The following is a 25,859-nucleotide window of genomic DNA, read 5'->3' as shown; positions in this document are numbered from 1 at the left end:
GGTGTCTTTACTTTCGATAGACCGCCGCGCGTCTTTTGAGGGGTCGTGATACCTCTGCGCGGCAGACCTAACCCTCCGCCCATCTGTACAAAGCCCGAAAATGTCGTTGTCACTGTCAAACACTGTGTTTGAAGAGTGCAAGTCATGGATCGTCTTGCCTTTCAGCTAGAGGGGCTATCGGTGATGGAGGCGTTGAGCCTCTCGTGCGAAGAAACGGATTTGATTTTGAACTACGGCCTAGGCTCGGTCGTTTTATCAGGTCAGGCTGAGGCAGAGCTGACAGAAGACCATTTCCTCTTTGTTTGAACGTGCTATGTGAAGAGGCGGGGGCTATGGCCCCAAGATCAAGACAAGAGGGACAAGACCAAGATGATCACACTCGATCAGGCACGCACAATCATTTCTGCAACCCGCGCCAAAGGCGGCGAGATGGGGCTAAAGCCCCTTTCGGTCGTTGTTCTCGATGCAGGCGGCAATATTCAAGCCTTTGAGCGCGAGGATGGCGCAAGCCCAGGTCGGTTTGAGATTGCGCGCGCCAAGGCCTATGGCGCGGTGATGTTGGGCATGGGCGGCAAGGCGCAAATGGCGCGGGCCGAGGCGCAGGCCTATTTCGTCAATGCGGTCAACGGGGCCTTTGGGGGCCGTGTCGTGCCTGTGCCCGGTGGTGTTCTGGTCAAGCGGGATGGCGTTGTGATCGGCGCAGTTGGGGTCACGGGTGACACATCCGATAATGACAGCGATGCGGCTGTGGCGGGTATTGCCGCAGCAGGGCTTGACGCAGAACCATGAGCGCGGATGCCCCATCAGGGCGGCGCCTGATTTCCTCACGCTCGCCCTTTGAGGCCGAGATCGGATATGGTCGGGCAGTTGTGCAAGGTGATTGAATTTTCGTGTCGGGGAACCACGGGATTTGATTACAGCACCATGCAAATTGATGCCAATATCGCGGCCCAAGCCGAGCAATGCTTTGCCAATATTGACACCGCCCTGCGGGCAGGCGGTGCGTCAATCTCCGATGTGGTGCGGGTGCATTACATTGTGAACGATGCCGCCCTTTGGCCCGCGTGCTGGCCTGTCACGCAAAAATGGCTTGGCGCAGTGCGCCCTGCGGCCACAATGTTTGTGGCAGGCCTGCAAGACCCACGCATGAAGATTGAGATCGAGGTGACAGCCTATCTTGGCTCAAAATGAGGATAAATTTATCGAAAGCAGCCCCGCTAAATTCTTGCGGCGAGTTGGGCGAAGGCCTATAGATTTGAGGAACAGATTTTTCCTAACGGCGTCCCCAAAAGCCTGAAGGGGAGGATATCATGGCCCGCCCGGTCATTGGAATTATTGGAAATTTTCATCTGATCAATGATCAATACCCCGCGCATACAGTGGGGGCTATGGACTGTTGTGCTGTATCGGATGTCGCCAAATGCACGCCCTTGGCCATTCCTGCCAATCCAAATTTCGTCAATTACGAAGACCTGCTTGAGATTTGTGATGGGTTTTTGTTCACGGGCGGTCGCCCGAATGTTCATCCCGAGGAATATGGCGAGGAAGAAACAGAGGCGCATGGCGCCTTTGATCGCAACCGTGATGCTGTGACATTGCCCCTGATCCGCGCGGCGGTCGAGCGGGGCTTGCCTATCCTTGGTGTTTGCCGTGGGTTCCAAGAGGTGAACGTGGCCATGGGGGGCAGTCTTTACCCCGAAATCCGCGATTTACCCGGACGGATGAACCACCGCATGCCGCCCGATGGCACCTTGGAGGAAAAATTCGCACCGCGCCATGTCGTGCGCTTCACGCAAGGAGGGCCGTTTCAGCGGCTCTATAACAGCGCCGAGGTGACCACCAACAGCTTGCATGGTCAGGGGTTAAAGACCTTAGGCCGTGATGTGGTGGTTGATGGATGGGCCCCTGATGACACGCCTGAGGCCATCTACATCAAAGGCGCGCGGGGGTTTACCCTCTCGGTGCAATGGCATCCTGAATATCGCGCCGCAGAAGACCCTGTCTCGCGCCTATTATACGAGGCCTTTGGCCGCGCGGCTCATGCATGGCAGGCCGATGGCAAGCCCATGCCAGTCGCGGATGTGGCTTAATCGAGATCACCCAATATATGGCCTAAAAACCATGATAGATCGTGGGTCTGGTGATGGATGTGGGCACTTGGGCCCTCATGGCTACGCTCTTCGTCAATCAAGATCGTCCGCAGGCCCAATTCATGCGGCACGGCCAGATTGCGCGGGTCATCCTCGAACATCGCGGCGCGCGTTGGGCTGAGCCCGTCTTTGCCAAATATCATTGCAAAGGCATCAGGGTCTGGTTTTGGGCGATAATTGGCGTCTTCGACCCCGTAAATCGCGTCGAATAGGCCCGACAAACCCCGATGGTGCAAAACATTACGGGCATAATCAGCGGTGCCATTGGTGTAGACGATACGCCGCCCCCTCAGGCGCGTGATACGGTCTGCCAAAATCGGATCTGGTTTGAGGATGCTGAAATCTATCTCATGCACCTCGTCCAAATACGGATAGGGCGGGACATTATGCTGTGCCATCAGCCCCGCCAGGGTTGTGCCATGGGCGCGCCAATAGGTGTGGCGGATACGATCCGCCTCCTGCGCATCGACATTCAAGGCGCGCATGACAAACGCGGACATGCGGATATTGATCTGATCAAACAGCGCCATTGAGGCGGGATAAAGCGTGTGATCGAGATCGAACACCCATGTGTCGACATGTTGGAAATCTGCGTGTTTCATGGCCGCTACACTAGCCTTAGGTGCTTTTGCTTGCCAAGGGGGGCGGGGCTGCTTAGCTTTGGCAGCGTTAAGAATTGGAAAGATCCCACGCGATGCACAGCAAGCCACAGCAAAAAGACGCCTATGATATGATTTTGGATGCGATAGATGGCGGCATCTATCGCCCTGGATCGCGTTTGGTGGAATCGGAATTGGCCGAGCGGTTCGGTGTCAGCCGCACACCCGTGCGCGAGGCGTTGCAGCGGTTGGAAACCCAAAGCCTGCTCACCCGCGATGGGCGCAGTCTGATTGTGGCCTCATTGAATCATGCACAGATGGCCGAACTTTATGCCGTGCGCACCGAGTTAGAGGCCTTGGCCGCCCGTTTGGCCGCGCAACATGCCGCAACCGAGGAGGTGCGCGTCTTGCGCGAAATGGCACAGGCGGATCGCAAATTATTGAATGATCCGCAGGCGTTGAGCCGTGCAAACCGCCGCTTTCATAAGCAAATCCATCTTGCCAGCCATAATCGTTATTTGGTGCAGCAATTGGATCTTGTGCATCGCTCAATGGCGTTGATGGCCACCACATCCTTGGCCGCAAAAGGGCGGGGCGAAAAAGCCTTGGACGAGCATGATGATATCGTCAACGCCATTGCCGCGCGTGATGGGGATGCAGCGGCCGATGCATTGCGGCGACATCTTTCCATTGCCTTTGAGGTGCGCCTCAAGGAGGAGGCGGGCGCGGTCAGCTAGGTTTGCGTGTCACCACCGTGCCACCAAAAACCCCATGCTTTGTTTTCGTCCAATGAAGCGGGGGCCCGCACCCCTGATGGCCGACTTGAAATCTTCGCGTTTCAAGCCCCGTTAGGGAAGCGCTGCGATGGTTAACAAAATCCTAATCGCGGATAATTTTTTTACGAAAATTCAAAGATTTCCGCGTTATACAGCCTTGGGTTTAGGGGGCTTTTGCCCCCTTCAACTTTAGCGTGTTGCCATGGCGGCTGCGAAGCGCTCGAACAGGTAATAGCTGTCTTGAGGGCCGGGGCTGGCTTCGGGGTGGTGCTGAACGGAAAAGATCGGGCGATCCTTGACGCGGATGCCGCAATTTGACCCATCAAACAAGCTGACATGAGTTTCCAAAACATCATCAGGCAGGGTTTGGCTGTCGACAGTGAACCCGTGGTTCATCGAGGTGATTTCGACTTTGCCCGTTTCCAAATCTTTGACAGGGTGGTTTGCGCCATGATGCCCGTGATTCATTTTCACGGTTTTCGCCCCAAGCGCCAAAGCCAGCATTTGGTGGCCAAGGCAAATCCCGAAAACGGGCAGGTCTTTTTCCAAAATCGCACGGATCATCGGCACGGCATATTCCCCCGTTGCGGCAGGGTCGCCTGGCCCGTTCGACAGAAATACACCATCGGGGTTTTGCGCAAGGATTTCTTCGGCGGTGGTGCTGGCGGGCATCACGGTGACATCACATCCGGCAATTGCGAGACAGCGCAGGATATTGCGCTTGGCACCGTAATCAATCGCCACCACTTTGGGGCCAGTGCCCGTGCGCTTGCTATAGCCCTCAGGCCATGACCAACCCATCTCGTCCCAACGATAGGATTGCGCGCAAGTCACCTCACGGGCGAGGTCGAGCCCCTCCAGACCCTGCCATGCGCGCGCCTCCTTCAGCATCGCCTCAATGTCGAAATTGCCCTTAGGATCATACGACAAGCAGACATGTGGCGCGCCTTGTTGGCGGATCGCGCGGGTGAGGCGGCGGGTGTCAACACCGCCCATTCCGATGCGGCCCCGTGCGGACAGCCATGTGGTCAGGTTCTGCTCCATCCGCCAATTGGAGGGCTCTGTTGGATCCCATTTCACAATCATCCCTGCCGCGACTGGATCGGCGGTCTCGTCATCCTCGGCGGTGATGCCTGTGTTGCCAATATGCGGGAAGGTGAAGGTTACGACCTGCCCAGCATAGGAGGGGTCGGTCATAATCTCTTGATAGCCCGTCATCGCGGTGTTGAAGCACAGCTCGGCAACGGTCTGGCCTATGGCGCCAAAACCCTTGCCGTAGAACACGGTTCCATCAGCCAAAACAAGACATGCAGTAGGGCGTTCAGTCATGGCGCTGCTCCGATTACGGCGATGTTGAAATTCGCGGCAACCTAAGTGTCCAAGCGTGCAGGGTCAAGCACCTTGCGACACCAAGTTGCAACCACCAATCTGCCCCCTATTTCAAAGGTTGTTGCGCGGCAAAAAATGCCTTAAACGGGCGGTCTGGTGCGGGTCAGATGGCCCGTTGCAATCTGGGGATGAGACCATGAGTTTGCGAGAGCGTATCACCAACGGCCTAAAAGACGCGATGCGGGAAAAGGATGCTGCGCGTTTATCAACCCTGCGTTTGATCAATGCGGCGATCAAGGATCAGGACATTGCCGCGCGCGGCGCAGGCAAGACCGAGGGTGTCGATGAAGGTGAGATTCTCGCCATCCTTGCCAAAATGGTAAAACAACGGATCGACAGCGCCAATGTCTATGAAGAGGGCGGGCGCCTTGAATTGGCCGAAAAAGAGCGTGCAGAGATCAAAGTGATCGAAGGGTTCTTGCCGCGCCAACTGTCCGAGGCGGAAATCGCCGCAGCGATTGATTCCGCAATTGACCAGACAGGGGCTAGCAGCATTCGCGATATGGGCCGTGTGATGGGGGCGCTGAAAGCGGCCTATGCGGGGCAGATGGATTTCGGTGCCGCAGGGGCGCTGATCAAGGAGCGGTTGGCCTAAACCGCCCCTGGCCCTTAGGCCTTTGCCTGTGCCAAGGCCTCTTCCAATGCGAATTTCAGCTTGACTCTTTCGCTGGGCGTCAGAAACGCGCCAAGCTCGATTTCGCGTGTTGCCTTATCGCCGCGCAAGGTCAGGTAATTGGGCACAGGCCCACCCGTTTTATGCAAGGTCAGCCGAACCCAATAGGGGTTTGCTTCCCAGATTTTCGTTTCTTTGCGGGGCTCTTTGCGCTCAACCCTAATGTGATCGGGCCACAATGTCAGGGTTTCTGCGATTTCCTTATCGCGCCATGAGCGTTTCAGCGCGGCCCAAATGGCCCAAATCGCCGCCAATAGAAAGGGCAGCAGCGCCCAGAACACCGCCGTGCCTAGAATTCCGAAAAGCGGCAGGGCAATTAGCGCGGCGGTCGCACCGACAAACCAAACGAACCCTTCAGGTGTCAGCGATTTATGCGGCGTAATCCGCATCAGCATGTGAGGTGCGCCGCGATCAGGATGAGCAAAGGCCCCGAATTTCTCCGGGGCCTTCTCTATTTGCGGCGTCTCGATATGAAACGGCATATATTCTCTCAACTGTTCAAAAAGCGGCCAGATTAGTGGCTTGGCTGTTTGTCCCACATTTCGCGTGTGGGCAGTTCCTCGAACGTGTGCTCGGGCGGTGGGTTTGGCAATGTCCATTCCAAGGTATCGGCATGCTCGCCCCAGTAGGCAGGTTCGCTCAGTTTGCGGCCTGCAAGCAGGGTGTAGGCGACAATGCCAAGGAAGAAGAGGAAGGACGCGAATGCGATGAACGCACCGATCGAGCTGACGTAGTTCCACGTTGCAAATGCATCAGGATAATCGATGTAGCGGCGTGGCATGCCCTGACGACCCAAAAAGTGCTGTGGGAAGAAGGTCAGGTTTGCGCCGATGAAGAACAACCAGAAATGCAGCTTGCCCGCCCATTCAGGGTATTGGCGACCTGACATTTTGCCGATCCAGTAATAGATGCCTGCGAAGATACCGAATACGGCACCCAAGCTCATTACGTAGTGGAAGTGCGCTACTACATAGTAGGTGTCGTGATAGGCACGGTCAACGCCGGCTTGGCTAAGTACTATCCCAGTTACACCGCCAACGGTAAAGAGAAAGATGAAGCCAATCGCAAACAGCATTGGTGCTTCAAAGGTTATCGAACCTTGCCACATCGTTGCAATCCATGAGAAGATTTTGATGCCTGTTGGCACCGCAATTACCATGGTTGCGACCATGAAATAGGCCTGCTGGTTCAGCGTCATGCCCGTTGTATACATGTGGTGTGCCCACACTACAAAGCCCAAGCCGCCAATCGCGATCAACGCCCAAACCATCGGCAGATAGCCAAAGACGGGCTTGCGCGAGAAGGTCGAGATCACATGGCTGACAATACCAAATGCGGGCAGGATCACGATGTAAACTTCGGGGTGGCCGAAGAACCAGAAGATGTGTTGGAACAACAGTGGATCACCGCCGCCTGCCACGTCAAAGAAAGTTGTGCCAAAATTACGGTCAGTGAGAAGCATGGTGATTGCACCCGCCAAAACGGGTAGCGACAAAAGCAACAACCAAGCTGTCACGAAGATCGACCATGCAAACAAAGGCACTTTGAACAGGCTCATGCCAGGTGCGCGCATGTTGAGGAAGGTCGTGATGATATTAATCGAGCCCAAGATGGAGCTTGCACCAGACACATGAACCGCGAAAATCGCGAAGTCTACAGCGCGACTAGTAGGGGCGTCTTGCCATGATATGGGCGGATAAAAGGTCCAACCCGGTCCGGCACCACCATCTACAAATACGGAGCAAAAAGCCAAACATGTGCCTGCAACATACAGCCAGTAGGACAAGTTGTTCAGGCGAGGGAAGGCCATATCAGGCGCGCCGATCATCAGCGGCATGAAGAAGTTACCAAAACCACCGAACAGGGCAGGAATGACGACAAAGAACATCATCAATACGCCATGGCCCGTGATCAACACGTTCCACAAATGCCCATCAGGGGTACATTCGCCCGCAGCAGCTTGGCTCAAGACGCGTGCGCCTTCGGCACACATGTATTGAACGCCAGGCTCCATCAACTCGAGGCGCATGTAAACGGTGAAAGCAACCGATACGAGACCCACCAAACCTGCAGTGATGAGGTAGAGAATCCCGATATCTTTATGGTTTGTGGACATGAACCAGCGGGTAAAGAAGCCCGGCCGTTCGTGATCATGTCCAGAAATGGCTGCATCGGCCATGTCTGTCTCCTGTTCATAATTATGAGGGGCAGGGGTCTGGCCACCTGTCCCTTTGACGTTCCACTGACCCCCGTTCTAGTGCGCCTCGCGCGTGCGATCAATTGCGATCACGCCTTTCAGGTGGGAAAAATTGCCTCATGCCAGATCAGCAAGTTTCGCGCCGAAATCTTACGAAAATGGAAAAGGGGGCGGTTGCAATGATCTTTAGGGGTTAGCTGGGTCAGCCAGATCCGCGTCCTGCGTTGGCCCAAAGCGCCGTTCAAATTCTTGGCGCAAAGCGACATCAAGGTCCTCTAGGCTCACGGGCAGGCCTAAATCCACAAGGCTTGTCACGCCGTGATCACGGATCCCGCAAGGCACGATTCCCTCAAAATGGCTCAGTTCAGGATCGTGATTGATCGAGATGCCATGAAAGGACACCCATTTGCGCAAGCGAATCCCGATGGCTGCAATCTTGTCCTCACGCGGGCTGCCATCGGGCAGGGCGGCTTTGTCGGGCCGCGCAATCCAGACTCCAACGCGCCCCTCTCGAATTTCCCCGCGCAAGTTAAAGCTTGCAAGCGTGTCAATCACCCAATTTTCCAGATCTTCGACAAAACGGCGAACATCACGACCGCGTTTGTTGAGATCTAGCATGACGTATATAACCCGCTGACCTGGGCCGTGGTAGGTATATTGCCCCCCGCGGCGCGCCTCGTAGACAGGAAAGCGATCAGGGTCAGTTAAATCGTCGGGCTTGGCCGAAGTGCCTGCGGTGTAAATCGGTGGATGCTCCAGCAGCCAAATCGCTTCGGCTGCATCCCCTGTAGAAATTTTTGCGATGCGAGCCTCCATAACGCGAAGTGCATCCTCATAATCGGTCAGCTTATCTGATATTATCCAATCAACCAATTTAAGGCTCTTTAACTTAATAATTTCTTTGCAATGATGTATGCGGGAGACGAGAGGCACGGTCATCCCCTTTCAGTCATACCCTTGTGTTAATAGCAAGTAGGCGTTTCATACTAAACAGAAAAATCAGCTTGGCCAAAATCCACAATTTTAACCCTTGAGCACGGCGCCTGCTTGGTCTAGACAGCGCCATATTAAGCGTCAGACAGTGCGGTCGTGGCGGAATTGGTAGACGCGCAGCGTTGAGGTCGCTGTGGGGTAACCCCCGTGGAAGTTCGAGTCTTCTCGACCGCACCATTCCCTTCAGAAGTTACCTAAAGATCGCGCCGCAATCATTTGATAAAATTTATAATTTTAAAAATTCATGCTTAAATTTTGTTGGGATTTTAATTGATACAAAGATTAAACGGCTTCTCCGTATGTATAAGTGTGGGGCCTTTTTTGCTACTTCCGTCGAGTTCAGCAACGCCTGCTTAAACAAAAATCGTGCGGCTGCATTGTTTAGCCTCATTCTATAAAAACTAGTCGTTCGTGCCCAGCGAATTTGCGCGTACGTAATAGCAGTAAGAAACGCCTCTGTGGCGGGGCTGGTACAAAGTCAACAAACCAAGGCCGCCAAAAGAATGGCCCGAGCAAACAGCGTAAAATCAGCCTAAGGTAAAATCAGGCTGCGCGATCTAGATCGAAGGCGTCATGGAGGGCCTGCACAGCCAATTCCAGATATTTGCGATCCACAAGAACCGAAACTTTGATTTCGGATGTGGTGATGACTTTGATATTGATGCCTTCATCGCGCAAAGTTGCAAACATCTTCGCGGCCACGCCTGCATGGCTGCGCATCCCGATCCCTACGATTGACACTTTGCAAACATCGCTGTCGATCAGCAATTCGGAAAAGCCGATTTCATTGCGGGCTTTCGCCTCTTCAAGGGCCTTTTCAGCGCGTTTGACCTGATCAATCGGCAGCGAGAAGGTCATATCAGTTTTGCCTGCTTCCGAGATATTTTGCACGATCATGTCTACATTGACCGCGGCCTCGGCGAGGGGGCCGAAAATAGCGGCTGCAATGCCCGGGCGATCTTCGACCTCGGTCAGGGTCATTTTTGCTTCATCGCGCGAATAGGCCACGCCCGCCACAGCTTTGCTTTCCACGATTTCCTCCTCGTCACAGACCAATGTGCCCGCGCTGTCATCCATTTCTTCAAAACTCGACAAAACCCGTAAGCGCACCTTATAGCGCATCGCCAGTTCAACCGAGCGCGTTTGCAGAACCTTCGCACCGAGGCTTGCAAGCTCAAGCATCTCTTCAAACGAGATTTTCTCAAGTTTGCGAGCCTTGTTGGTGATGCGCGGGTCGGTCGTGTAGACTCCGTCAACATCTGTGTAGATATCGCAGCGCTCGGCATCGAAAGCGGCGGCAAAGGCCACGGCAGTCGTGTCTGACCCGCCACGGCCCAATGTGGTGATACGCCCTTCAGTGCTGATGCCTTGGAACCCCGCAACCACGGCAACCTTCATCCCTTCGCCAAATTTGGCCATGATGTTATCGGTTGGGATTTCTTCAATCCGCGCGCTTGCATGGGCAGAGGTGGTTTTGACGGGCACCTGCCATCCTTGCCATGACCGCGCGGGGATATCCATTTCTTGCAAGGTCAGCGCCATCAGGCCGGCTGTAACATTCTCGCCCGAGGAGACGACCGCATCATATTCGCGCGCGTCATAGAGCGGCGAGGTTTCGCCCACATATCCCACAAGTTTGTTGGTTTCGCCCGACATGGCCGAGACAATCACGATCACATCATACCCATTGGCCACCTCGCGCCCCACACGTTTTGCGGCGCGGCGGATGCGATCAAGGGTGGCCACTGATGTGCCCCCGAATTTCATGACCAAAAGCGGCATAGCACTTCCCACTTATAAAGTTGCGCCGAGGCTTTACGCGCCAACGCAAGCGGGCGCAAGTGGAAGCGCTATTCCACCGTCACAGTTATAGGCAAGTTGCGACGCTGGTCACCCAAACTCATCAGAGGTTGAAATACCAAAACCATATTAACATTAGTTTCAATACTGAAATAATCGTTGTAAATCAGAAAAACATAAACAATATGCTAGATATTCACTGGTGTTTTTGAAGGTTAACAACATGATATTCGTTCGTAAATTAGATAAGTCTGATTTTAATTCTTGGTTAGATGTATATCGTTATTACGCTAATCATTACCAGACTGAACTTACTGATAACGGCATTGCAACGACTTGGGATTGGTTGATGGATACTCAACATCCATTGACGGGTATTGTTGCAGAGAGCAACAACGAGTTGATCGGTCTAGCACACTTCAGAGCAATGCCAAGTCCGTTGAGGGGTGTAAACTTGGGTTTTCTGGATGATTTGGTGGTGAAACCCCAAGAAAGAGGTAGTAACGCCGCCAGACTATTATTGGATGAATTGAAATCTATTGGCAAAAAAGAGAACTGGGCAAAAATCCGCTGGATTACGGAGGATGATAATTATCGTGCCCGCTCTCTCTATGATAAAGTTGCAACAAAAACTAATTGGACAATGTATGAAATGGAAACTGAGGTTTGGCGTTAATCATTTAATTCAACCTAGATGGTAACCGCTTAGTTATTCTGGACTTGTGTCCAACAGAATCATTGATAACTTACCCATCTGTAATTCATAACGCTTATTCTGGCGTTCATCCCTCACCTTCTTCTTTTTCAAAATAGAAAAGACATGAGTATTTTTGAACTCATGTCCTCTTGGTGTGGTGTATCCATGTTCATTCAACCAGTAGGCAATCCTACGATAACCTATGCCTGAATCATGCATTGTCTTGATTAGATGGTGCAGTGATTCTTGGTAATCAGAATAGTGTGAATACCAAAGGTGAGATGCCCTCAAAGTCACTGTAAAACATAAGAAACCCTGTAGAAAATGTCGTCCGTTGGAAACTACTCCACGGTGACCGATTTCGCCAAATTGCGCGGTTGATCCACATCGGTGCCTTTGGCGATTGCGCTGTGATAGGCCAAAAGCTGCGCCGGCAGGGCATAGAGGATGGGCGCGCTCAGCGGCGTGGTTGCGGGCAGGGCCAATGTGGCAGCGGTGCCTTCAGCTGCGTCTTTGCACCCCATCTCATCGGTGATTAGTGTCACTTGGCCGTGGCGCGCCATAACCTCCTGCATGTTTGATATGGTTTTATCAAACAGCGCATCATGCGGTGCGAATACCACCACAGGCAGGCTGCGATCAATTAGGGCGATCGGGCCATGTTTTAGTTCACCTGACGCATAAGCTTCGGCGTGTATATAACTGATTTCTTTTAATTTTAATGCTGCCTCAAGGGCTGTGGCATACATCACGCCACGGCCCAGAAACAGCGCGGATTTTGCATCACTCAAGCCTTCGGCTAGATCGGCAATCTCGCCCTCCATCGTCAGAACTTGGCGCATTTGATCAGGCAGTTTTTCCAAACTTTGGATGTGATCCCGCACCTCATGGGCGGACAGCGCGTCGCGCTGCGCCGCGGCCTGCACCGCCATCAGCGCAAGGATGGTCAATTGGTTTACATAGGCCTTGGTTGAGGCCACCGAGACCTCAACCCCTGCTAGAATGGCCAAGGCCAGATCGCTTTCGCGGGCGATGGAGGATGTGCCAACATTGACAAGGCTTGCCACCATGGCAGCGCGTCCGCGCATATATCGTAGGGCCGCCAATGTGTCAGCCGTCTCGCCAGATTGACTGACGAAAAGCGCAAGGGTGCGGGGCGCCACGGGCGGTTCACGATAACGGAATTCCGATGCCATATCGACATCGCAAGGCATCCCTGCCACCTGTTCGAACCAATATTTGGCGGTCAGGCAGGAATAATAACCTGTCCCGCAGGCCACCATCACAACGCGGTCGAATTGGGTGAAATCCAAGGCTTCGGGGAAGGCGGGCGCACCTTTGGGGGCATAGCGCCCCAAGGCCTCGCTCATGGTTTGGGGCTGTTCATGGATTTCTTTCGCCATGAAATGCTTATAACCCGCCTTGTCGATTACGGCGGCCCCTTGTTCAATGCGGGTTTTGGCGCGGCTGACAGCGTGGCCCGCCTCATCAAAAATCTTGATGCTGCTGCGGGTCAGGATGGCGCAATCGCCCTCCTCAAGATAGGTGATTTCATGGGTGAGGGGGCCAAGCGCGATTGCATCCGAACCGACATAGGTTTCACCATCGCCATGACCAATGGCCAAGGGCGACCCTTTGCGCGCGGCGATCATCAGATCATCTTCGCCCTCAAAGAGGAAACAAAGCGCAAACGCGCCTTCAAGCCGTGACAAGGTTTTTCGTGCGGCCTCAGCAGGGCTTAGACCTTGGGCAAGGTAATGCGCGCAAAGCTGAGAGACGGTTTCCGTATCGGTTTCGCTTTCAAAATTGCGGTCTTTTAATTCAGCGCGTAATTCGCGGAAATTCTCGATAATGCCATTATGCACCACCGCAACCTGCCCCGATTTATGCGGATGCGCATTGGTTACAGTCGGCGCGCCATGCGTGGCCCAACGGGTGTGCCCGATACCAGACTTGCCTGCCAAAGGGTGATGCACCAATTCATCCGACAGGTTCACAAGCTTACCCACCGCGCGGCGGCGATCAAGCGCACCATTTTGCACAGTCGCAATGCCTGCGCTGTCATAGCCGCGATATTCCAGACGTTTAAGCGCCTCAACCAATGTGGGCGCAACCTCGTGGCTGCCCAAAATGCCAACGATCCCGCACATAGCCCTTACCCCTTTTTGGTCTTTTCTTTCAGCGCCAGCAGCCGCGCACGCAGGCGTGTGGCAAGCCCCGCTTTGTTTTCTTGCCGTCCACGCGCCACCGCCAAAGCCCCCTCTGGCACGTTTTCGGTGATCACCGAACCTGATGCGGTCAGTGCATCCGCACCAATGGTAACAGGGGCCACAAGCATCGTGTTTGACCCAATAAAGGCCCGCGCGCCCACTTCGGTGTGATGTTTGAACACGCCATCATAATTGCAGGTGATGGTTCCTGCGCCGATATTGGCCCCTTCGCCGATGGTCGCATCCCCGATATAGGACAGGTGGTTGACCTTAGCCCCTTCTTGGATTTGCGCTGATTTTACCTCAACGAAATTGCCTATCCGCGCGCCATTATCGATTTCAGCACCAGGGCGCAGGCGGGCATAAGGCCCCACAACCGCCCCTTGCGAGACATGCGCGCCCTCAAGATGGCTGAAGGCGCGGATATGCGCGCCCGACTCAACAGTCACATTGGGGCCGAAGACCACATATGGCTCGATCACCGCATCGCGGCCAATATAGGTGTCATGGGCAAAATAGACTGTCTCAGGCGCGTGCATGGTGACGCCCAAGTCTAGCATCTCGGCGCGGCGGGTGGCTTGAAAAATCCCTTCGGCGCGCGCCAGTTCCGCACGGCTATTGATCCCCAAGGTTTCCGCTTCTGCGCACGTCACATAGCCTGCTTTCAGGCCCGCCTTATGCGCCAAAGCAGGCACATCTGTCAGGTAATACTCGCCCGCTGCATTTGCGTTATCGACCTGTTCCAAAAGGTCGAATAATTGCGCTGCGTCTGCGGCCATGAGGCCAGAATTACACAAGGTTATAGCAAGCTCGTCTGGGGTCGCATCCTTGGCCTCGACAATTTTATGCAAGGCCGTGCCCTTGGTCACCAAGCGGCCATAGCGCGCAGGGGTGTCTGCCTCAAATCCCAAAACGACCACATCATGATCAGCGCGGGCCGCGATCAATTTGGTCAGGCTGTCCTCGCTGACAAAAGGCGTATCGCCGAACAACACCACCGCATCGCCCGCGAAATCCGCCAAAGCGGCGCGGGCCTGCGCCACGGCATGACCTGTGCCCAATTGTTCATTTTGGCGAATGCAGATCACAGGGTGGTCGGCCAAGGCCGCCTCAACTTGATCCGCGCCATGACCTGTGATCACCACAACCCGCGCAGGCTCAAGGCTGAGGCCGCTGGCAAGGCTGTGTTCAATCATCGGAACGCCGCCCAAAGGATGCAGCACCTTGGGCAGGTCGGAATTCATCCGCGTCCCTTGGCCTGCGGCCAGAATGATCAGGGCAACGGGGCGTGTGCTCATGAGGGTGCCTTTTGGGATTTATGCCTGTTTGGTGTTCTCTTAACCTTCTTCACTTGATCTGCAAAGCCCGCAGGTGGTCACTTCCTCTTTCGATTTGTTACGATGTGCCATCGGCCCTTGGCGAAAATCCGCCTTTAGGTCATAAGCGGGGCACATCTCAGGCAAGAGGACGGAATGGGAGCGCGTATTATCGTTTTCGATTTGGATGGCACTTTGGCCGATACCAGCGCCGATCTTCTTGCTGCGGCCAATCAAGCGGTGGCAGAGGCGGGATGGCCCCCGATGTTGTCTCATCCAAAAGACGCGCTTTGTGCCTTTCGGGGCGGGCGGGCGATGTTGAAGCTTTCCTATGCGCGGCTTGCGGCGCAGGGTGGGTCTGACCTGCCACAGGAGGAGGCCTTCATCGAGGCGGGCTATCCCCGTCTACTTGCGGCCTATGGGGCCGCGATTGACACGCATACAAGGCTCTATGAGGGCGCAGTTCAGGCGGTGCAGGCGTTGCGTGTCGCAGGCTATGCAACGGCGATTTGCACCAATAAGCCCGAGGCGCTGGCCGTGGATTTGGTCGCGAAATTGGGTGTTTCTGATCTTTTTGATGCTTTGGTCGGGGCCGATACATTGCCCACACGAAAGCCAGATGTGGCCCCTTATCATGAAACGCTGCGCCGTGCGGCCAAGCGGCGCTTTGGCGTGGATTTGGGGGCGGATGTGCGCGATTTTCCGCAATCCTGTTTGATCGGGGATACAGTCACTGACCGCGAAACGGCGCGCGCGGCAGGGGTGCCTTCTATTCTCGTGGGCTTCGGGCCAGAGGGGGGCGATATTGCACGGCTCAGCCCTGAGGCGATTTTGGATCATTACAGCGATCTGCCTGCGCTGATTGAGCGGGTCTTATCGGCGTGAATTCAATTGACCTGCCGCGCGAGAACCCTAACCTGTGCGCTATGAGCGACAAACCCATTTTCACCCGGTCTTTCACCCAACAAGAGCCAATCCCAGAGGCGGCGATTGAGGCTGCCAATCGGGTTTTGCGAACGGGCAGGTTGCACCGCTATAACACCGCCCCTGATGAGATTGCCGAAGCCGCCCTTTTGGAGGAGGAATTCGCGGCGATGACAGGGGCGAAATATGCGCTTGCCGTGGCATCGGGTGGCTATGCAATGGGGGCGGCCTTGCGTGCAATTGGCGTGGGGCAGGGGGATTTGGTTCTCTCAAACGGATTTACGCTTGCGCCTGTGCCGGGTGCCATCGTCTCGGTGGGCGCTGTGCCTGTCTTTGTTGAGGTGACCGAAAACTTAACCATTGATCTTGAAGATTTGAACACCAAAGCCCAAGCTAGCGGTGCGCGAGTGTTGCTGTTGTCGCATATGCGCGGGCATATCTGCGATATGGGCCGCCTCATGGCAATATGCGATGCGGCGAGCATCACCGTGATTGAGGATTGCGCCCATACAATGGGGGCCGCATGGAATGGTCTGGCCTCAGGGCGGCATGGCAAAATCGCCTGCTATTCCACCCAGACCTATAAACATATCAACTCAGGCGAAGGTGGTTTCCTCACCAGTGATGATGCCGATGTGATGGCGCGGGCCATTCTGCTGTCGGGCAGTTACATGCTTTACGCGCGCCACCGCGCCGCCCCCCCGCCTGAGGCTTTTGCCCAAGCGCGTTTTGAGACGCCCAATGTTTCGGGGCGGATGGATAATTTGCGCGCCGCCATCCTGCGCCCGCAATTGGCCGGTTTGCCGCACCAAGTGGCACGTTGGCGCGAGCTTTACGAGCGGATGGAGGCGGGGCTTGCCAATCTGCCCCATCTGCGCTTGACCGAGCGCGATCCGCGCGAGGATTACGTTGGATCCTCGTTTCAATTCCTTTTGCCCGATTGGTCGCCCGATAAAATCACGGCATTCGTCCAAGCGGCCGCGCGGCGGGGTGTTGAACTGAAATGGTTCGGCGCGGCAGAACCTGTTGCCTTTACCTCGCGCTATGACAGTTGGCGCTATGCACCTGCGCAAAAACTGCCCAAAACGGATCACATTTTGGCGGGGTTGATTGACTTAAGGCTGCCTTTGACCTTTGCGCCCGAAGATGTGGATCTTCTCGCCGAGATTCTGCGCGATGAGGTGATCGCGCATGCCCCCTGATGTCTCAGGCGGGTTTGGCAAGGCTTGTGCGATTTCGACCATCGTGTAAGATCACAGCTTCATCGCGCTTTTAACCTCTATCTTTGTGGAGTTTCTGACAGTCTTCGTGCTCATCCCCTAAAATGTGGCATACGGTATTGCCTTAAGCTCTGCATGGCCGAATTGACATCTGAAGTCATACAAGAGGAATGGCTAATAATGTCTCTAGATACGCCCGGAATGCTTGGAATGAAGAAAAAAATCGCACAGGAAAAGGCGATTGCAGCCCTCGTGTGGCTTTCGTCCGATGACGCGCTGACGGGGCAGTTCTTGGGCGCATCTGGCCTGTCGGTCGAAGATATGCGGGCCGCTATCGCCAAAGGTGATCACGGGTTCTTATCCGCCGTGGTTGAATTTATCTCGCAAGACGATGCTTGGGTGGTTGATGCTGCGGGGGCAATTGGCCTTACGCCAGATGAATTTGTTACCTTGCGGCAGGTGATGCTTGGGCGCTCTGCTACCCATTGGACATAAGTTTATCGTCGTCCTTGAGGGCTATAAAAATATGCAACAAAATTACTTTAAATTGCTAATTTTTGACAAAGACGGAACACTCTTTGACTTTTCTAGATCTTGGAACAATTGGGCGAAATCGGCTCTATTGGCGTTAGCGGACGGCGATGAAACATTATTTCGTACCCTCGCTGATCGCTTGTCCTTTGATCCCGATCGGGGCGTTTTTTTGCCCGATAGTATAGCTATTGCGGGCACGCTTGATGAGACTGCTCACCACCTGGCCCCGCTTTTCGGAGCCGATTTTACCCCGCAGCAGATCGCAGCACTGCTGCATCAGCTTGCACAATCTGCTGTCATGGTCGAGGCGGCCCCGTTGGCGCCGCTGCTTACGGGTTTGCAGAAGGCGGGCTATCTTTTGGCAGTGGCGACCAACGGGCAAAAGGACGAGGCCGAGGCCCATTTGGCGGCACATGAGATCCGCCCCTATTTTGCCGAAGTCATCGGGTGCGACAGTGGGCATGGTGCAAAACCTGACCCTGCCATGTGCGCCCATATCGCACAGGCCTGTGGTGTTGCGCCTGCTCGCGCTGTGATGGTGGGCGATAGCCTGCATGATCTACGGGCGGGCCGCGCCGCTGGGATGGCGACAGTGGGCGTTCTCACGGGCCTTGCCGTTCATGGCGCGCTCATGCCGCATGCTGACGCCGTGTTGCCAGACATTGGCCATCTTCCCGCTTGGCTGGGGCATTGAAGCTGCGTTTGTCTATTCGCGTCAAAATGGCGGGGGGTTTGGTCGGAATTTGTCGGGTTTTTCTCGCCCGCGTGCGGGCAGTCTAAAGGGGCTTTGATCTCCCTTTTTGTAAGACCTGATCCTATGACCAAAACCACAGTTGATCCAAAACGCCGCCGTTCCGGGGGCGCGCGCGCCAAGCATCAAGGTGTCAGCCAACATGCGATTGCGCAAATGCCGTGGCGTATTCCGCAAAACATAGATCAACCAACCGAACCCTTGCCGCCTGAGGGTGTCTTTGCCATCCACAACAACGCTCTGCGGATTCTGTCCGAGCTCGGGCTTGAGATGCTGCACCCTGAGGCGCGGCAAATATTGGTGCAAGCGGGCTGTCGCCAAGAGGGCGAGACGATCTTTTTTGATCATGATTTTGTGACCGAGATGGTCGCGCGTGCGCCTCAAAGCTTTACAGTGACGCCGCGAAACCCTGCGCGTCAGCTGACCATTGGCGAGGGGCATATTCTCTTTGGCAATGTGTCCTCCCCCCCCAATGCATGGGATATGGCACGCGGCAAACGGGCGGGCGATTTTGAGACATTTCGCGAATTCATCAAATTGACGCAATATTTTAACTGTATCCACTTTGCAGGCGGCTACCCCGTTGAGCCGATAGATATTCATCCTTCAATCCGCCATTTGGATTGCTTGCATGAAAAGCTCATCGCGACTGACAAGGTCGTGCACACATACTGCCTTGGCAAAGAGCGGGTCGAAGACGCTATGGAGATGGTGCGGATCGCCGCAGGCCTAAGCCATGAGGAATTCGAGGAGACACCGCGGTTTTACACCAATATCAACTCGGTCAGCCCGCTGAAACATGACTATCCAATGTTGGACGGGGCGATGCGTATGGCGCGGCGCGGGCAGCCTGTGGTGGTTACACCCTTCACCTTGGCGGGGGCGATGGCGCCTGTGACCCTTGCGGGGGCTGTGTCCTTGTCCATCGCCGAGGCTTTGGGGGCGATTGCCTTGTTGCAATATATCGCGCCGCACGCGCCTGTGGTGATTGGCACGTTCACCTCAAATGTCGATATGAAATCAGGTGCGCCTGCCTTTGGTACACCTGAATATATTCGTGCCACCCAGATGACAGGGCAGATGGCTCGCTTTTATGGGCTGCCTCTGCGCTCCAGCGGGGTTTGCGCCGCCAATGTGCCCGATGGGCAGGCACAAGCCGAAACTCTACAAAGCCTTTGGGCGGCGGTGCAATCTGGCACAAATATGGTCTATCATGCCGCGGGTTGGCTGGAAGGTGGGCTGATTGCAAGCCCCGAGAAATTCGTGATGGATTGCGAATTGCTGCAACAATTCCAACGCTATTTTGAGCCCGTTTTGACCCAGACCAGTGATGACGAACTTGCCTTTGATGCGATGCGAGATGTTGGGGCTGGTGGCCACTATTTTGGCACTGCACATACCCAAGCCCGCTATAGCACTGCCTTTTATCAGCCGTTTCATTCTGATTGGCGCAATTTTGAGGCTTGGGAAAAAGATGGGGCCGTTTGGAGCGCCGAGCGCGCGCATGGGATTTACAAGGCAATCTTGGCCGAAGCAAAAGATCCGCCGATTGATCCTGCAATTCGCGAGGAATTGGACACGTTTGTCGCCAAGCGCAAGGAGGAGGGCGGCGCGCCAACCGATTTCTAGCGCGGGTATCCGTTTGGCCTGATCTGCGTGTTCCTTTTGCAATATGTGGTGCATTTTGAACACGAGGTGTCGGCTCAATCTGGAAAGGTTTGCTCATGGCACAGCCCGAGAATCCAAATGTCACCCAACCATGCCGCAAGGTCATTCTTATTTCTCCGCAATAATAGGCAAACCGCTTTGAATGGCTTCGCGCAAGCTTAGGCGCTCTAGGTGGCGGTGTGATGCAAAACAATCTCGTCCAGTAGTGGCGATATATCTTCGATCTGCTCGGCGATGATATGGGTGATGCCCGCCTGCCGTTGCAGCCGCCCCGTCACGCGCATTAGCCGCGCTGCGATGACCGCACGGCGAAATCGCTGATATATTTTCTGCCAGATGATCACATTGCAGGCGCCAAACTCATCTTCCAAGGTGATGAAAATCACACCTTTGGCCGTGCCTGGTCTTTGGCGCAGCACCACCAAGCCCGCCACCGCAACCTGCGCCCCCTCAGGGGGCAGATGCAGCAAATGATGGGGCAGGCAATCGGGCGGTTTGGGCCAAAAGCGTGGGGCGAGATCGGGTTCCATGGCAGATATCCTATTTGAGAACAAAAATAGAACACTTGCCTTGAGATGCAAGTGCGCCTGCATGACATAAATTTCGGGGCTAGAAAGTGGCATCAGGGAACGCTACCTAGGCAGGATCCGAGGTTAACAGCAAGAAAGTGCGCGTTTATGGCTAAGATCACCTATATCGAACATAACGGAACCGAGCACGTCGTTGATGTGCCAAACGGGCTGACCGTGATGGAAGGCGCGCGCGACAATGGCATTCCTGGCATTGAGGCTGATTGCGGCGGCGCCTGCGCCTGTTCAACATGCCATGTTTATGTGCATCCTGATTGGGCAGCAAAACTGCCAAGCATGGACGCGATGGAACAGGACATGCTGGAATTCGCCTATAAACCAGACGAGGGGCGTTCGCGCCTGACCTGCCAGTTGAAGGTGACAGATGCGCTTGATGGTCTGGTTGTGCAGATGCCAGAAAAACAAATTTGACCTAACAGGCCTCAAAATGACACCAAAGCCCGCGCTGTGCAGTCGCGGGCTTTTCGCTGCTTGGGGTTGACTTCGCGCCCCGCTCAATGTGTATCGGCGGCACAGAGATGACAGGCCAAAAACAAGGCCAATATATGGGATATTTCGTGATGCACGCTTTCCGCAGCCATACCTGCGCAGACTTGACTAAGGAAAATGTCGGTCAAACGATCCGCCTCTCGGGCTGGATTCATCGGGTGCGCGATCATGGTGGGGTTTTGTTCATTGACCTACGCGACCATTATGGGATGACACAAGTGCTCTGTGATCCCGACAGCCCTGTGTTTGCCGAGGTTGAAAAACTGCGTGCGGAATGGTGTATCCGCATTGATGGCGAGGTGAAGGCCCGTGATGCCAGCCTTGTGAACCCAAAAATTACTACAGGCGAAATCGAAGTTTTTATTCGGGATCTCGAGGTTCTGGGTGCGGCGAATGAATTGCCCCTGACGGTCTTTGGCGATCAGGAATATCCTGAGGAAACCCGCCTGCGCTATCGCTATCTCGATTTGCGCCGCGAGGTGATGCAAAAAAATATGACCTTGCGTTCTGATGTTGTGGCCTCAATTCGCAAGCGGATGTGGGACAAAGGCTTTCGCGAATTCCAGACCCCAATTATCACGGCCTCTAGCCCTGAGGGCGCCCGCGATTTCCTTGTGCCTTCGCGTCTGCATCCTGGCAAGTTTTACGCGCTGCCACAGGCACCGCAGCAGTTTAAGCAGCTGTTGATGGTGTCGGGCTTTGATAAATATTTCCAAATCGCCCCTTGTTTCCGCGATGAAGACCCGCGCGCGGATCGCTCGCCGACTGATTTCTATCAGCTCGATATGGAAATGAGCTTTGTGACACAGCAAGATGTGTTTGATACGATCCAACCCGTGCTCAAAGGCCTGTTCGAGGAATTTGGTGGCGGCAAGAAGGTCGATCAAGACTGGCCGCTGATTTCCTATAAAGATGCCGCGCTGTGGTACGGCACCGATAAGCCAGACCTGCGCAACCCGATCAAAATGGAAGTTGTGAGCGAGCATTTCAAAGACTCGGGCTTTGCAATTTTCGCAAAAATCCTTGAGCAGGACGGCACCGAAGTGCGCGCCATTCCTGCCCCCAAAGGCGGCAGCCGTAAATTCTGTGACCGCATGAATTCATGGGCGCAAGGTCAAGGCCTGCCTGGAATGGGCTATATGTTCTGGCGCGAAGGCGAGGATGGCGCGATGGAGGCCGCAGGCCCCTTGGCCAAAAACATTGGCCCTGAACGGACCGAAGCCATCCGCACGCAATTGGGTCTTAGTGTCGGTGATGCGGTGTTCTTTATGGCAGGCAAGCCCGCGGATTTCGAGGCCGTTGCAGGGCGCGCGCGCACCGAAGTGGGCCGCGAATTGGGGCTGATTGATGAGAACCGCTTCGCCTTTGCATGGATCGTGGATTTCCCGATGTATGAAAAGGACGAGGAAACGGGCAAAATCGATTTCAGCCATAACCCGTTCTCGATGCCCCAAGGCGGGATTGACGCACTTGCGGGTGACCCGCTTGAGGTCTTGGGATATCAATATGACCTGGCCTGTAACGGCTATGAATTGGTGTCGGGTGCGATCCGAAACCACAAGCTTGAGATCATGTTCAAGGCGTTTGAACTTGCAGGTTATGGTGAGGACGAAGTCCGCCGCCGTTTTGGTGGTATGGTCAATGCGTTCCAATTCGGCGCGCCGCCTCATGGCGGCTGTGCGGCGGGGATTGACCGCATCGTGATGCTCTTGGCGGAAACGGCGAATATCCGCGAGGTGATCCTCTTCCCGATGAACCAACGCGCGGAAGATGTTATGATGAATGCACCCTCCGAGCCGATGCCAGATCAGCTGATGGAATTGGGTCTGCGGGTTTTGCCGCGCGACTGATCCCGTTTCACCCTTGCCAATTTTTGCGGCCTCTGCCCTGATGGGCGGGGGCCTTTACGCGTTTTGATGGGGGTTACGATGCAGGATTTGTCAAAATATGTGCCGCCCGCGCGGCCCGAATTCCAACACCGGCAAGGGCGCTATGCGCGGCTTGAACGGCTCAGGGCGCATTTACACGCGGATGAGCTGTTTCGGGCCTATGACGGCGCGGAAGATTTGTGGCAGTTTCTGCCCTATGGCCCTTTCATTTCTGCCGCCGCCTATCATCGCTTTTTGCGCGGCTTTGAGGCGGGCGAAGATCCTGTGTTTTACGCAATCCGCGACATGGCGTGGGGGCAGGTGATGGGCGTGGTCTCTTATTTGCGTATCGCGCCTGAGAAAGGATCGATTGAATTGGGGCATATATGCCTTGGCCCCGCCTTGCAAAAAAGCCCCGCCGCGACCGAAGCATTTTTTATGATGATGTCATGGGCCTTTGAGGCGGGGTATCGGCGTTTTGAGTGGAAATGCGATGCGCGCAACCTGCCCTCGCGCCGCGCGGCGCAGCGTTTGGGGCTGAGTTACGAAGGGGTGTTTCGCCAAGACAATATCGTCAAAGGCAAAAATCGTGACACCGCATGGTTTGCCGCCATTGATGCGGAATATCCCGCGCTAAAAGAGGCCTTTATCGCATGGCTTTTACCGCAGAATTTCGATGCGACAGGGCGCCAGATCGAACGTCTTTCTGACCTGACGGGATTGGTGCGGGTGGCGCGCGACCCCGCGCTTGGCTCATAGTCGTGGGCTGATTTCCGCGATTTTTTGTGTTAGCGCATGGCGCAGCGCCGCGCGGGTGTCACGCATCAGACTGCGCGCGGCTTCGGCCAATTCACGATCGCCAGCCTCCTGTGCGATGCCCATCAAGAAGGGGTGCAGATAGGGCAGGTGTGGGTCTGGCTGATCCAAGAGATCAATCGCATGGGTCAAATCCTCGCGATAGGCAATAGGGTTAGGGATCACGGTGTCGCCTGCCACAGCATGGGGGGTTTTAGGGGCCAAATCGCGGGGCAAATGGCGCAAGATTGTTTTTTGGAAATGCGCTAGGGTTTCGATGGGTTTGGTCAAAAAACCATCGGCACCTGCGGCCTTTGCCTCGGCGGCGCTGTCATGGGGGTCAGCGGCGGAACAAGCCAAGATCACGGGCAAGCGGGGGCTTGCCATGGCCAAATCTTGGATCAAATCCAAGCCAGACCCATCTGGTAGACCGAGGTCGATAATGGCCACGCTGGGGCGATAGACCTGCAGGTGACGCCGCGCGGAGGACAGGCAATCGGCGCGCCTTATCCGCGCGCCCGAACGCAGGCTCAGCAATCGCAGCGATTCCGAGGCGTATCGGCTATCCTCAACGATTAAAATGGTCAGCCCCATCAGCGGATTTAGCGCCTGCATTTTCGCCTGACGGGTTGGCGGCAATTTGAACTCATCCATTTCAGGCACCTCGAATTTGTGATTCCCTTCCCCGATTACAGCCTGTCGCGGTTACCGAAGGGTAAACGGGGCGCGACCACACGCCTCTTGCCCACAGGATTTTGCGCAGGCATATCGTGGGGCGAGTGACCGAAGGAGATGAAAATGATCGGTAGATTGAACCATGTGGCCATTGCTGTGCCTGATCTCGAGGCCGCGTCAGCGCAATATCGTGATACGCTCGGCGCAAAAGTTGGCGCGCCGCAGGACGAACCTGATCACGGGGTGACGGTAGTCTTCATCGAATTGCCCAATACCAAGATCGAGTTGCTCTATCCTTTGGGCGAAAATTCCCCCATCACGGGCTTTCTTGAGAAAAACCCCTCGGGCGGCATTCACCATATTTGCTACGAGGTCGAAGACATTTTGGCGGCGCGCGATAAGCTTCAGGAAAGTGGCGCGCGCGTTTTGGGCACGGGGGAGCCGAAAATTGGGGCACATGGCAAGCCCGTGTTATTCCTCCACCCCAAAGATTTCACAGGCACATTGGTCGAATTGGAGCAGGTCTAATGGGTATTGTCACAGGCCTCGTGGTTTATGCCATTGTATGGTTCATGTCGCTGTTTCTGACATTGCCGTTTTTCGTGCGCACCCAAGGGGATGAGGGTGAGGCTGCGCGCGGCACATCGCAATCTGCCCCCGCCTCAAGCTTTAATCTGCGCCGCAACCTGTTGATCAACACAGCCATTGCCACGCTGATCTGGGCCGTGATCGCGGGGATCATTTTATCGGGTCGTGTCTCTATCGAAGATATTAATCTCTTTGCCCTCTTTGGCATGGGCGACAGCACTTATTGACGTGCCCCCGTCAGACCCACCCGATGGGCCATATGGGTAAAGGTCGCAGCCCCCAAGATGGGCACGATGAGGTTCAAGATTGGTACGCTTAAGGGGAGTGCCATCATGACCCCGCCTGCAAAAAATGTCAGGCGATTTTTGCGCCGAAATTCAATCGCCGATACGCGATCGAGGCGGCGCTGTGCCACCATCTGCGAATATTCACGCCCCAAGAGAAACCCGTTCAACCCCCAGAACACAAAGGGGGCGAAGGGCGTGAAATAAAGAACCAAGGCCAATGTGTTGGCCAATAGGATCACGCCCCAAAATCGTAGGCTGTCACCGATGGCTTCGGCCAATTTCACATGGCGGGCGGGCGGCAACTGGGGATAATGTTCTGCTTCAACCGCGTCTGCGATTTCGTCTAAGAACAACCCCGTAAAAGCCGATGCCACAGGCACCATCATCACCGATGACAGCAAGATCAAAAATGGCACGGCCGCCCATGAGAGTGCCGCCCCAAAGAAACTGATTGTGCCAATCCAAGGTAGGGTGATTGCATCAGGCAATAGCCATCCCAAAAAGATCAGAACCGCCGCTGAGATCGCAACCAGCAAAGCAATGGTCAACGCCACGCCGATCAACAAAACGCGCAAAAAGCGCCTGTCGCGGAATTGCAAAACGGATTTTAGGAAATCAGCAAGTAATGCGGCCATGTTGAGATGGCTCCTTTTGGGGTAGGTCTGTGCTT

The 25,859-nt window shown here is 55.0% G+C and carries 29 protein-coding genes and 1 tRNA gene; 18 read left to right on the top strand and 12 right to left on the bottom strand.

Annotated features, from left to right (window positions below):
- The first annotated feature begins 144 nt into the window (after window positions 1–144).
- The 4 genes from AAC632_RS10465 to AAC632_RS10450 all read left to right on the top strand — a co-directional run bounded on the left by AAC632_RS10465 (window position 145) and on the right by AAC632_RS10450 (window position 2,090).
- Window positions 145–306 carry a hypothetical protein gene (locus AAC632_RS10465; RefSeq protein ID WP_340255481.1) on the top strand — a complete coding sequence of 54 codons (162 nt, stop codon included), beginning with the start codon at window positions 145–147 and terminating at the stop codon, window positions 304–306.
- Window positions 307–369: 63 nt separating this feature from the next.
- Window positions 370–789, top strand: a complete 420-nt coding sequence (locus AAC632_RS10460; RefSeq protein ID WP_340242257.1) for a GlcG/HbpS family heme-binding protein — start codon at window positions 370–372, stop codon at window positions 787–789.
- A gap of 66 nt (window positions 790–855) precedes the next feature.
- A complete protein-coding gene (locus AAC632_RS10455) occupies window positions 856–1,191 on the top strand; it encodes a Rid family hydrolase (RefSeq protein WP_340298835.1) in 336 nt (111 codons plus the stop codon).
- 119 nt (window positions 1,192–1,310) lie between these two features.
- A complete protein-coding gene (locus AAC632_RS10450) occupies window positions 1,311–2,090 on the top strand; it encodes a gamma-glutamyl-gamma-aminobutyrate hydrolase family protein (protein ID WP_340242259.1) in 780 nt (259 codons plus the stop codon).
- Here the strand turns inward: AAC632_RS10450 and AAC632_RS10445 are convergent.
- Complete coding sequence (locus tag AAC632_RS10445) at window positions 2,087–2,752, bottom strand: pyrimidine 5'-nucleotidase (RefSeq protein ID WP_340260234.1); 666 nt, start codon at window positions 2,750–2,752, stop codon at window positions 2,087–2,089. The two genes, AAC632_RS10450 and AAC632_RS10445, sit on opposite strands and share 4 nt — an antisense overlap.
- Window positions 2,753–2,844: 92 nt before the next feature.
- Here AAC632_RS10445 and AAC632_RS10440 point away from each other — a divergent pair, with 92 nt between their 5' ends.
- A complete protein-coding gene (locus AAC632_RS10440; RefSeq protein ID WP_340260235.1) occupies window positions 2,845–3,486 on the top strand; it encodes a GntR family transcriptional regulator in 642 nt (213 codons plus the stop codon).
- A gap of 228 nt (window positions 3,487–3,714) precedes the next feature.
- On the opposite strand, the gene carA is transcribed toward AAC632_RS10440, so the two are convergent.
- Window positions 3,715–4,854 (bottom strand): glutamine-hydrolyzing carbamoyl-phosphate synthase small subunit, encoded by a 1,140-nt coding sequence (gene carA, locus AAC632_RS10435; protein ID WP_340298834.1) that lies wholly within the window; start codon window positions 4,852–4,854, stop codon window positions 3,715–3,717.
- Between the two features lie 196 nt (window positions 4,855–5,050).
- Here carA and AAC632_RS10430 point away from each other — a divergent pair, with 196 nt between their 5' ends.
- Window positions 5,051–5,509, top strand: coding sequence for a GatB/YqeY domain-containing protein (locus AAC632_RS10430; protein WP_340298833.1), 459 nt, complete (start codon window positions 5,051–5,053; stop codon window positions 5,507–5,509).
- Window positions 5,510–5,523: 14 nt separating this feature from the next.
- On the opposite strand, the gene AAC632_RS10425 is transcribed toward AAC632_RS10430, so the two are convergent.
- The 3 genes from AAC632_RS10425 to lipB form a co-directional block, all read right to left on the bottom strand.
- Complete coding sequence (locus AAC632_RS10425) at window positions 5,524–6,069, bottom strand: DUF2244 domain-containing protein (protein ID WP_317655187.1); 546 nt, start codon at window positions 6,067–6,069, stop codon at window positions 5,524–5,526.
- Window positions 6,070–6,101: 32 nt separating this feature from the next.
- Window positions 6,102–7,766 (bottom strand): cytochrome c oxidase subunit I, encoded by a 1,665-nt coding sequence (gene ctaD, locus AAC632_RS10420; protein WP_340255502.1) that lies wholly within the window; start codon window positions 7,764–7,766, stop codon window positions 6,102–6,104.
- A 204-nt stretch (window positions 7,767–7,970) separates the two neighbouring features.
- On the bottom strand, window positions 7,971–8,723 hold the full coding sequence (gene lipB, locus AAC632_RS10415) for a lipoyl(octanoyl) transferase LipB (RefSeq protein ID WP_340298832.1): 753 nt from the start codon (window positions 8,721–8,723) through the stop codon (window positions 7,971–7,973).
- A gap of 144 nt (window positions 8,724–8,867) precedes the next feature.
- Here lipB and AAC632_RS10410 point away from each other — a divergent pair.
- Window positions 8,868–8,954: transfer RNA gene (locus tag AAC632_RS10410), tRNA-Leu, on the top strand.
- 366 nt (window positions 8,955–9,320) lie between these two features.
- On the opposite strand, the gene AAC632_RS10405 is transcribed toward AAC632_RS10410, so the two are convergent.
- Window positions 9,321–10,559 (bottom strand): aspartate kinase, encoded by a 1,239-nt coding sequence (locus AAC632_RS10405; protein ID WP_340298831.1) that lies wholly within the window; start codon window positions 10,557–10,559, stop codon window positions 9,321–9,323.
- Between the two features lie 241 nt (window positions 10,560–10,800).
- Between AAC632_RS10405 and AAC632_RS10400 the strand changes: the two genes are divergently transcribed.
- Window positions 10,801–11,253 carry a GNAT family N-acetyltransferase gene (locus AAC632_RS10400; protein ID WP_340298830.1) on the top strand — a complete coding sequence of 151 codons (453 nt, stop codon included), beginning with the start codon at window positions 10,801–10,803 and terminating at the stop codon, window positions 11,251–11,253.
- Window positions 11,254–11,286: 33 nt separating this feature from the next.
- On the opposite strand, the gene AAC632_RS12235 is transcribed toward AAC632_RS10400, so the two are convergent.
- The 3 genes from AAC632_RS12235 to glmU form a co-directional block, all read right to left on the bottom strand.
- On the bottom strand, window positions 11,287–11,493 hold the full coding sequence (locus AAC632_RS12235; RefSeq protein WP_445322419.1) for a recombinase family protein: 207 nt from the start codon (window positions 11,491–11,493) through the stop codon (window positions 11,287–11,289).
- Between the two features lie 122 nt (window positions 11,494–11,615).
- Window positions 11,616–13,424 (bottom strand): glutamine--fructose-6-phosphate transaminase (isomerizing), encoded by a 1,809-nt coding sequence (glmS, locus tag AAC632_RS10395; RefSeq protein WP_340298829.1) that lies wholly within the window; start codon window positions 13,422–13,424, stop codon window positions 11,616–11,618.
- Between the two features lie 5 nt (window positions 13,425–13,429).
- Entirely contained in the window at window positions 13,430–14,782 is a 1,353-nt protein-coding gene (gene glmU / locus AAC632_RS10390; protein ID WP_340298828.1) for a bifunctional UDP-N-acetylglucosamine diphosphorylase/glucosamine-1-phosphate N-acetyltransferase GlmU, read from the bottom strand.
- Between the two features lie 174 nt (window positions 14,783–14,956).
- Between glmU and AAC632_RS10385 the strand changes: the two genes are divergently transcribed.
- From AAC632_RS10385 to AAC632_RS10365, 5 genes are all read left to right on the top strand, one after another.
- Entirely contained in the window at window positions 14,957–15,685 is a 729-nt protein-coding gene (locus AAC632_RS10385; RefSeq protein ID WP_340298827.1) for an HAD hydrolase-like protein, read from the top strand.
- Between the two features lie 41 nt (window positions 15,686–15,726).
- Window positions 15,727–16,926, top strand: a complete 1,200-nt coding sequence (locus AAC632_RS10380) for a DegT/DnrJ/EryC1/StrS family aminotransferase (RefSeq protein WP_340298826.1) — start codon at window positions 15,727–15,729, stop codon at window positions 16,924–16,926.
- A gap of 198 nt (window positions 16,927–17,124) precedes the next feature.
- A complete protein-coding gene (locus AAC632_RS10375) occupies window positions 17,125–17,439 on the top strand; it encodes a DUF3572 family protein (protein ID WP_340255520.1) in 315 nt (104 codons plus the stop codon).
- Window positions 17,440–17,470: 31 nt separating this feature from the next.
- Complete coding sequence (locus tag AAC632_RS10370; protein ID WP_340260248.1) at window positions 17,471–18,172, top strand: HAD family hydrolase; 702 nt, start codon at window positions 17,471–17,473, stop codon at window positions 18,170–18,172.
- 123 nt (window positions 18,173–18,295) lie between these two features.
- A complete protein-coding gene (locus AAC632_RS10365) occupies window positions 18,296–19,858 on the top strand; it encodes a trimethylamine methyltransferase family protein (protein ID WP_340298825.1) in 1,563 nt (520 codons plus the stop codon).
- 206 nt (window positions 19,859–20,064) lie between these two features.
- Here the strand turns inward: AAC632_RS10365 and AAC632_RS10360 are convergent, their stop codons facing one another.
- A complete protein-coding gene (locus tag AAC632_RS10360; RefSeq protein ID WP_340298824.1) occupies window positions 20,065–20,427 on the bottom strand; it encodes an OB-fold nucleic acid binding domain-containing protein in 363 nt (120 codons plus the stop codon).
- 147 nt (window positions 20,428–20,574) lie between these two features.
- Here AAC632_RS10360 and AAC632_RS10355 point away from each other — a divergent pair, with 147 nt between their 5' ends.
- From AAC632_RS10355 to AAC632_RS10345, 3 genes are all read left to right on the top strand, one after another.
- A complete protein-coding gene (locus AAC632_RS10355) occupies window positions 20,575–20,898 on the top strand; it encodes a 2Fe-2S iron-sulfur cluster-binding protein (protein WP_340255532.1) in 324 nt (107 codons plus the stop codon).
- Between the two features lie 149 nt (window positions 20,899–21,047).
- The gene (gene aspS / locus AAC632_RS10350; protein ID WP_340298933.1) at window positions 21,048–22,826 is read left to right on the top strand and encodes an aspartate--tRNA ligase; all 1,779 of its coding nucleotides are present in this window, start codon (window positions 21,048–21,050) and stop codon (window positions 22,824–22,826) included.
- A gap of 78 nt (window positions 22,827–22,904) precedes the next feature.
- Window positions 22,905–23,603, top strand: a complete 699-nt coding sequence (locus AAC632_RS10345; RefSeq protein WP_340298823.1) for a GNAT family N-acetyltransferase — start codon at window positions 22,905–22,907, stop codon at window positions 23,601–23,603.
- Here the strand turns inward: AAC632_RS10345 and AAC632_RS10340 are convergent.
- The gene (locus AAC632_RS10340; RefSeq protein WP_340298822.1) at window positions 23,598–24,293 is read right to left on the bottom strand and encodes a response regulator; all 696 of its coding nucleotides are present in this window, start codon (window positions 24,291–24,293) and stop codon (window positions 23,598–23,600) included. The two genes, AAC632_RS10345 and AAC632_RS10340, sit on opposite strands and share 6 nt — an antisense overlap.
- Before the next feature lie 144 nt (window positions 24,294–24,437).
- Between AAC632_RS10340 and mce the strand changes: the two genes are divergently transcribed.
- Together mce and AAC632_RS10330 are read left to right on the top strand one after the other, a co-directional pair.
- On the top strand, window positions 24,438–24,842 hold the full coding sequence (mce, locus tag AAC632_RS10335; protein ID WP_340255541.1) for a methylmalonyl-CoA epimerase: 405 nt from the start codon (window positions 24,438–24,440) through the stop codon (window positions 24,840–24,842).
- Window positions 24,842–25,129, top strand: coding sequence for a DUF1467 family protein (locus AAC632_RS10330; RefSeq protein ID WP_340260255.1), 288 nt, complete (start codon window positions 24,842–24,844; stop codon window positions 25,127–25,129). The genes mce and AAC632_RS10330 overlap by 1 nt, the downstream gene beginning before the upstream one ends.
- Here the strand turns inward: AAC632_RS10330 and AAC632_RS10325 are convergent.
- Window positions 25,123–25,824: an EI24 domain-containing protein gene (locus tag AAC632_RS10325; RefSeq protein ID WP_340298821.1), complete on the bottom strand. Its 702-nt coding sequence runs from the start codon at window positions 25,822–25,824 to the stop codon at window positions 25,123–25,125. The two genes, AAC632_RS10330 and AAC632_RS10325, sit on opposite strands and share 7 nt — an antisense overlap.
- Window positions 25,825–25,859: the final 35 nt, after the last annotated feature.

Origin of the sequence: Roseobacter sp. HKCC-CH-9351 (genome assembly GCF_037830295.1) — a bacterium.
Taxonomy (GTDB): Bacteria; Pseudomonadota; Alphaproteobacteria; order Rhodobacterales; family Rhodobacteraceae; genus M30B80.
The sequence above is the reverse complement of the archived record's forward strand: the minus strand, read 5'-3'. Positions and strand labels throughout refer to the sequence as shown.